Annotated in this window: 6 protein-coding genes; 2 read left to right on the top strand and 4 right to left on the bottom strand. The window is 37.8% G+C overall.

The genetic code is table 11. The features are described 5' to 3' along the window. Positions 1-148: 148 nt before the first annotated feature. From speB to BAU28_RS19680, 4 genes are all read right to left on the bottom strand, one after another. Positions 149-1,021: an agmatinase gene (gene speB / locus BAU28_RS19695; RefSeq protein ID WP_002113102.1), complete on the bottom strand. Its 873-nt coding sequence runs from the start codon at positions 1,019-1,021 to the stop codon at positions 149-151. A gap of 218 nt (positions 1,022-1,239) precedes the next feature. Beyond that, entirely contained in the window at positions 1,240-2,067 is an 828-nt protein-coding gene (speE, locus tag BAU28_RS19690) for a polyamine aminopropyltransferase (protein WP_000424696.1), read from the bottom strand. 186 nt (positions 2,068-2,253) lie between these two features. After that, positions 2,254-3,417 (bottom strand): MFS transporter, encoded by a 1,164-nt coding sequence (locus tag BAU28_RS19685; protein ID WP_002174404.1) that lies wholly within the window; start codon positions 3,415-3,417, stop codon positions 2,254-2,256. A gap of 5 nt (positions 3,418-3,422) precedes the next feature. Beyond that, positions 3,423-3,830, bottom strand: coding sequence for a MerR family transcriptional regulator (locus tag BAU28_RS19680; protein WP_071719652.1), 408 nt, complete (start codon positions 3,828-3,830; stop codon positions 3,423-3,425). 152 nt (positions 3,831-3,982) lie between these two features. Between BAU28_RS19680 and BAU28_RS19675 the strand changes: the two genes are divergently transcribed. Next, positions 3,983-4,708: a glycerophosphodiester phosphodiesterase gene (locus BAU28_RS19675; protein WP_071719651.1), complete on the top strand. Its 726-nt coding sequence runs from the start codon at positions 3,983-3,985 to the stop codon at positions 4,706-4,708. Between the two features lie 101 nt (positions 4,709-4,809). Beyond that, the gene (locus tag BAU28_RS19670) at positions 4,810-6,861 is read left to right on the top strand and encodes a transglycosylase domain-containing protein (RefSeq protein ID WP_071719650.1); all 2,052 of its coding nucleotides are present in this window, start codon (positions 4,810-4,812) and stop codon (positions 6,859-6,861) included. The last annotated feature ends 20 nt before the right edge of the window (positions 6,862-6,881 follow it).

Genomic DNA, 6,881 nt, shown 5'->3' with positions numbered 1-6,881 from the left:
CCTAGTCGTCTAGGAGGCTTCCGCTTTTACTTTTATCCAGCTACGGCAGCTAGAATCTCCGGCCATTTCACACTCTCGGTCGAAGCCAAAAGCGCTTCTCGGTCGAGTGCTCCAATACCCTGCGATTCTGAGCGAGCTGCTTCCGCTTTTATTTCACCCAACCGAGCAGCATTTCCCGCACGAATTTGCTTGCTGCGATTGGTGTTTGATCACTATGATCGTAGACTGGAGCTACTTCTACTAAGTCTGCTCCGACTACTTTTATATTTGAATTTGCAATTGCTACGATGGATTCTAATAGTTCTTTAGATGTAATACCGCCAGCTTCTAATGTTCCTGTTCCAGGAGCATGGGCTGGGTCTAATACATCAATATCGATTGTGACATAGACTGGGCGTCCTGCAAGTTTCGGTAATACCTCTTTTAACGGTTCTAATACGTTAAATTTATATAAGTTCATACCTACTTCTTTTGCCCATTCAAATTCTTCCTTCATTCCAGAACGAATTCCGAAAGAATATACGTTTTCCGGACCAATTAAATCGCACACTTTACGAATCGGTGTAGAGTGGGATAAAGGCTCTCCCTCATACGACTCACGTAAGTCAGTATGAGCATCCATATGGATGATTGCTAAATCCGGATATTTTTTTGCCATTGCCTTAAAAATTGGCCAAGACACTAAGTGCTCACCGCCGAGACCTAGTGGAAACTTACCGGCATCTAATAGTTTTGCTACATATTCTTCAATCATGTCTATGCTGCGCTGTGGATTCCCAAATGGTAATGGAATATCACCCGCATCAAAATATTTTACTTCTTCTAGTTCACGATCTAGATATGGACTATATTCTTCTAGTCCAATCGATACTTCACGAATACGTGCAGGGCCGAAGCGAGAACCTGGACGGTAACTTACTGTCCAATCCATTGGCATCCCGTAAATAACTGCCTCTGACTCTTCAAAACTTGGATGACTTTTAATAAATACTTTACCTGAATAAGCTTCATCAAAACGCATATTCTTTTCCTCCTTATGTGGAACTTAAGGTATCCCAACCTTTCATTATTTCTCAAATTTGGAGCCTATAGCTCCTCTTTCTCGATTTACCTGCGCCTTCTTTTTATCATAAGAAGACTACTTCATTTGTAGCAGTGTAAGTAACTAGCATGTTCAAGCCTTCTAGACAAACACCTTAAATGAGTTACTTACACTTTATTTATTTCAATTTAACACTCTTACTTAATTAAATCTCCAACAAACTTAGGTAATGCGAATGCTGCATTATGCAGTTCTTTTGTGTAATATTTCGTTTCAATTTCATGGAAACGCTCTTCACTTACTTCTAGTGGATCATGTTTTTTAGATCCGATTGTGAATGTCCAAAGTCCACTTGGATACGTTGGAATGTTTGCTGTGTATAAGCGAGTAATCGGGAAGATTTCTTTTACATCTTTAAACACAGTTGTAATTAGTTCTGGTGTAAACCAAGGGTTGTCCGTTTGTGCAACGAAAATACCATCTTCTTTTAACGCTTTAGAGATTCCAGCGTAGAAGCCTTTTGTAAATAGGTTTACTGCTGGACCTACTGGCTCAGTAGAATCTACCATAATTACATCGTATTCGTTCTCGCTTTCTGCGATGTGTAGGAACCCGTCTCCTACTTTTACTTCTACACGCTCATTATCTAATGCACCTGCAATTGATGGTAAGTACTGCTTAGAGTACTCAATTACTTTCCCATCGATTTCAACAAGTGTCGCTTTCTTCACACTTGGGTGTTTTAATACTTCACGAATAACACCGCCATCGCCGCCACCAACAACTAATACGTTCTCAGGGTTTGGATGTGTAAATAAAGGTACGTGTGCTACCATTTCATGATAAACGAACTCGTCTTTTTCAGTTGTCATAACCATGCCATCTAAAATAAGCATGTTTCCAAACTCTTCCGTTTCAACCATATCAAGCTTTTGAAATTCTGTTTGCTCCGTATGTAATGTGCGGTTAATACGCGCCGTAATTCCAAAATGTTTTGTTTGTTTTTCAGTGAACCATAGTTCCATCGTACAATCACGCCTTTCGCTGCAAATTTATAATAGGGACATCATTAATGTCCCCTAACAAAAATAAAACAAAACATCCAAAAAGTATAGTTAAAAGTACAAAAATACCGAAAATATATTTTAGTCAGAGCGTTCTAACATCTATGTGAAAAGGGGTTGTCCTGTAATAGGAAAGAAAACCCTTTCTTAAGAAAGGGTTTTTGTCTCTACTTCTACTGGTTTACGAATCGGAACTAAGATTATAATACAACCAACTAATACAACAATTCCACCAACTAAAAATGGGCTTTGCGGCGAAACTATATGACCGATGACTCCTGATAAAATTGGAGCAATCGCGCCCCCTAACCAACGAACGAAGTTATAAACACCTGACGTAACAGATCTTTCATAAGGTGAAATATCCATTACATAACTTGTATATAATGCATTATTTAATCCTGATGTTAATCCAGATAGAACAATTAATACGATTTGTAACCACATAACTTTTACGAAGAATAGTGCAATTAATAACATCGCAAATACGAGCAAACTACCTTTTAACAATGTTTTCGGTTCATATTTACCTTCCAGCTTATGTGCTAATATTGCTGAACCGTAAGCTAACGCTAATCCCCATCCACAAAATACAAACCCTAATTGAATAGCAGATAAATGCATAATAAGTGGTGAATATGCTAGCACGACGAAAAATCCGTAGTAGTATAACATCCCTGAAATGGCACCTTGCATAAATGGTTTATATTTCACTAAGTTAAGTAATTCTCCCACACCAGCTGCTTTACGCTTCACTTTTCGCTCCGGCTCTTTTACAAAAAAGAAAACTAAAATAAATGCTAAGAAAATTAAAATACTCGTCGCAAAAAATGGATAACGCCAAGAATGTCCACCTAATATACCACCTAGTAACGGCCCACCAGCCATCCCTAAACCAATTGCTGCTTCATATAGTCCTACTGCTTCATGAACTTCTTTACTTAATGCAATTAATAATGTCATTGCTGTTGCAAAAAACATCGCATTTCCTAATCCCCATCCTGCGCGGAAAAGAGATAATTGAGCAATCGTTTGCGATATACCGCATATGAACGCAAATACAGTCACAATTGCAAGACCAATTGTCATCATTCTCTTATCACCAAATCTTGATGCAAATATACCGGCTGGCAACATCATAATTGCCATCGTTAAAATATATGCTGTAAATAACATTTCAACTTGCCAATGCGTTGCACCTATTTTCTCAGCAATAATTGGCAAGATTGGATCGACTACCCCTATACCTGAAAAGGCAAGGAAGGTAGCCACTACTGTAATCAATCTCCCTAGTTTTTGTTTACTCTCCATTTTGATTACTCTCCTTTTGTATTCTCTAAAAATGTAACCGCTCGACTTAAACTATCCTCTAGCTCCGCCTTCACGCGCTGCATTTGCTCCATTTTCTCGTCTAACGTTTGCACTTGTTTTTCAAGCATCTCTTTAATTTCTTGAATAACTTCACGATCACGAGGATTTTCACTATTTCTTCTGTGTTCCATTCTTTCTTTTAACGATAAGAAATGCTGCATTTCTTGAAGTGTGATTCCTAACACTTCTTTTGCTTCTACAATCCTTTTAATTCTTGCAATATCCTCATCTGTATACAGGCGAATATTCCCCTCACTACGCTCCGGGGGATGAATTAAACCAATTTCCTCATAATAACGAAGTGTACGTTTTGTTAAACCAACTTGTTTTGTTACTTCATCAATTTTATACATGTTTATTCCTCCCTTCACTTGATTATTACATTTTACGTTAACGTTAACTTTTGTGCAACTGTTAGATTTTTGTAAATATTTGTCCTATTCAATTGTATTTTTCTCAAAGCAGTTTCATAATGAAAGAAACGAAACGATAAGGAGATTTTCACATGAATAAACCACTTATTTTCGCTCACCGCGGGGTAAAAGGAACACATCCAGAAAATACGATGATTGCCTTCCAAGAAGCTGAACGCATTGGTGCTCATGGAATTGAACTTGATGTCCACCTATCAAAAGATGGTGAACTTGTCGTGATTCACGATGAAACAGTCGATCGTACAACAAATGGTGTAGGACTTGTTTCCGAGAAAACTGTAGAAGAATTACAGCGATTAGATGCTGGCAGCCATAAAAACCCTTCTTTCCATGAAGCAAAAATTCCAACGTTACGAGAAGTATTCATTTGGCTCTCTACAACAAATTTACAACTTAACATTGAATTAAAAACAGATGTTATTCACTATCCAAATATTGAAGAAAAGGTCGTTGCTCTTGTTCGTGAGTATCATCTATCCAATCAAATTGTATTTTCATCATTTAACCATGATTCTGTTTCATTATTAGCAACAATTGCTCCAGAAATTCCAAGAGCGATTTTGTACGATACACCACTTGCCGATCCTATTGCTGAAGCAAAAAAACGTGAGGCAACTGGATTACACCCAAACTTTCAATTATTAACGGAAGAGTTTGTCCAATTAGCACAAGGGCAAGGATATGTATTCCGCCCTTACACCATTAATGAATCTAAAGATTTACAAACTATGATTGATTATGGTGTAGATGTCATCATTACCGATTGGCCAGCACGTGCTTTTGAGCTCCTTTCTTAAGTGAAGGGGCTCTTTTTATTTTAGAAATTTCATTGTTTAAAATAAACCAAAACCCTCAATACTAATACAATAATGCTTGTATTAATGAGGGGCTGAAAAAGATGGATCAAACTATGAATCCAAAACTTAAAAAATATAAACGTCTTTTCTTCACCATAATGTTCTCTTGTGTTCTTTTTTTCGTTTTTTCCTTTTTCATTATCATTATAGCTGCAAAAATCATGGGACCTCCTCCTGTTGCGGTTCCACAAACAAGTGTCTTTTACGCTAACGATGACACTGTTATAGGACAAAGTAATGAAATGCAAAAACGCTATAATGTATCTCTCGATGAAATTTCTCCTTATGTAAAAGAGGCGACACTCTCTATTGAAGACCAACGTTTTTACAAGCACCATGGCTTTGATATGAGGCGCATTGCCGGTGCCATTATTGCCGATTTAAAAGCAATGGCAAAAGTACAAGGTGCTAGTACTATTACACAACAGTATGCTCGTAACCTTTACTTAGATCATGATAAGACGTGGAAACGTAAACTATTAGAAGCAATGTATACCATTCGTCTTGAAGTAAACTATAATAAAAATCATATTTTAGAAGGATATTTAAATACAATTTATTATGGGCACGGTGCTTACGGAATCGAAGCTGCGTCTCGTCTGTATTTCGATAAAACGGCAAAAGAATTAACATTAGCAGAAGCTAGCATGCTAGCAGGTATTCCGAAAGGACCCAGCGTTTACTCTCCTTTTTTAAAAGAAGAACGTGCTAAAGGGCGTCAATCTCTCATACTAGATGAAATGGTAGAACAAGGATATATTACAAAACAGCAAGCAGCCTCGGCAAAAAAGGAAACTCTTACATTTGCCTCATTGGATACGAAAAAAGTAGCAGAGATTGCACCTTATTTCCAAGATGCTGTACAAGCTTCTCTTCTTCGTGATATCGGATTAGATGAGCAAGCCTTACAGCGAGGTGGCTTACGTATTTATACAACTCTAGACCCTAAATTACAATCTGTAGCAGAGCAAGCTGTAAAAGATCATATACCTGAAACAACAAACATACAAACTGCCCTCGTCTCCATGAACCCAAAAACTGGTGAAGTGGCTGCCCTTGTTGGTGGAACCGATTATAATACGAGTCAATTTAATAGGGCTACACAGGCCGCTCGTCAGCCTGGTTCTACATTCAAGCCATTCCTATATTATGCGGCCTTAGAACGAGGATTTACCCCTGCTACACGCTTAAAAAGTGAATATACTGTATTTACTTTAGGTGATGGTGTATCAAAGTATAAACCGAAAAACTATAAAGATTATTATGCAGATGATTTTGTAACGATGGCGCAGGCTCTAGCAGTCTCTGATAACGTATATGCTGTGAAAACGAATTTGTTTTTAGGAGAAGACACACTCGCAAAAACGGCGAAGCAATTCGGAATTACAAGTGCATTAAAAGACGTTCCTTCTCTTGCTCTCGGTACATCTCCTGTAAAACCAATTGAAATGGTGAATGCTTATAGCATGTTCGCAAACGGTGGAAAAGAAGTAAAACCTATTTTTATTCGCCGCATTATGGATCATGAAGGGAATATGTTATACGATGCTCATTTGGAGAGTAAGCAAGTTCTCGATAAGAGCAAAGCTTTTGTGATGGAAGAAATGATGACAGGTATGTTTAATAAAAAACTAAGCAGTTATGCGGCTGTAACCGGTCAATCAATGTTATCAAAACTATCAAGAACATATGCTGGAAAGTCTGGTTCTACCGAAACTGATAGTTGGATGATTGGATTTACCCCCCAACTCGTAACTGGTGTATGGGTTGGATACGATCAACCTAAATCAATTTCAAACCCAGCAGAACAAGGATATGCGAAAAAAATATGGACCGATACGATGGAAAAAGGCTTAGATGGACAGTCTAAAAAGGATTTTAAACGACCAAGTGATGTCGTAGCAGTCGACGTTAACCCTGAAAACGGCAAAATCGCTACAAAAAACTGTCCAATTTCTGTAAAAATGTATTTCGCAAAAGGTACAGAGCCGACTGAATATTGTATGGATCACGTTGATGATAAAGAAGAGTTTGAAAAGGCTAGTGAAGAAAAAACTAAAGCAAGTTGGTGGAAGAAATATCTCCCGTGGTAAAAAAATAGCTGACGGAAATC

The sequence above is a fragment of the Bacillus paramycoides genome (assembly GCF_001884235.1).
In the GTDB taxonomy this organism is placed as follows: Bacteria; Bacillota; Bacilli; order Bacillales; family Bacillaceae_G; genus Bacillus_A; species Bacillus_A paramycoides.
This window is presented reverse-complemented; position numbering and strand designations above follow the sequence as displayed.

Bases quoted from the DNA above. Each gene is read 5' to 3' on its own strand.
- BAU28_RS19680 (WP_071719652.1), bottom strand. From the start codon at position 3,830: ATGTATAAAATTGATGAAGTAACAAAACAAGTTGGTTTAACAAAACGT.
- BAU28_RS19675 (WP_071719651.1), top strand. From the start codon at position 3,983: ATGAATAAACCACTTATTTTCGCTCACCGCGGGGTAAAAGGAACACAT.
- BAU28_RS19670 (WP_071719650.1), top strand. From the start codon at position 4,810: ATGGATCAAACTATGAATCCAAAACTTAAAAAATATAAACGTCTTTTC.
- BAU28_RS19685 (WP_002174404.1), bottom strand. From the start codon at position 3,417: ATGGAGAGTAAACAAAAACTAGGGAGATTGATTACAGTAGTGGCTACC.
- speE (WP_000424696.1), bottom strand. From the start codon at position 2,067: ATGGAACTATGGTTCACTGAAAAACAAACAAAACATTTTGGAATTACG.
- speB (WP_002113102.1), bottom strand. From the start codon at position 1,021: ATGCGTTTTGATGAAGCTTATTCAGGTAAAGTATTTATTAAAAGTCAT.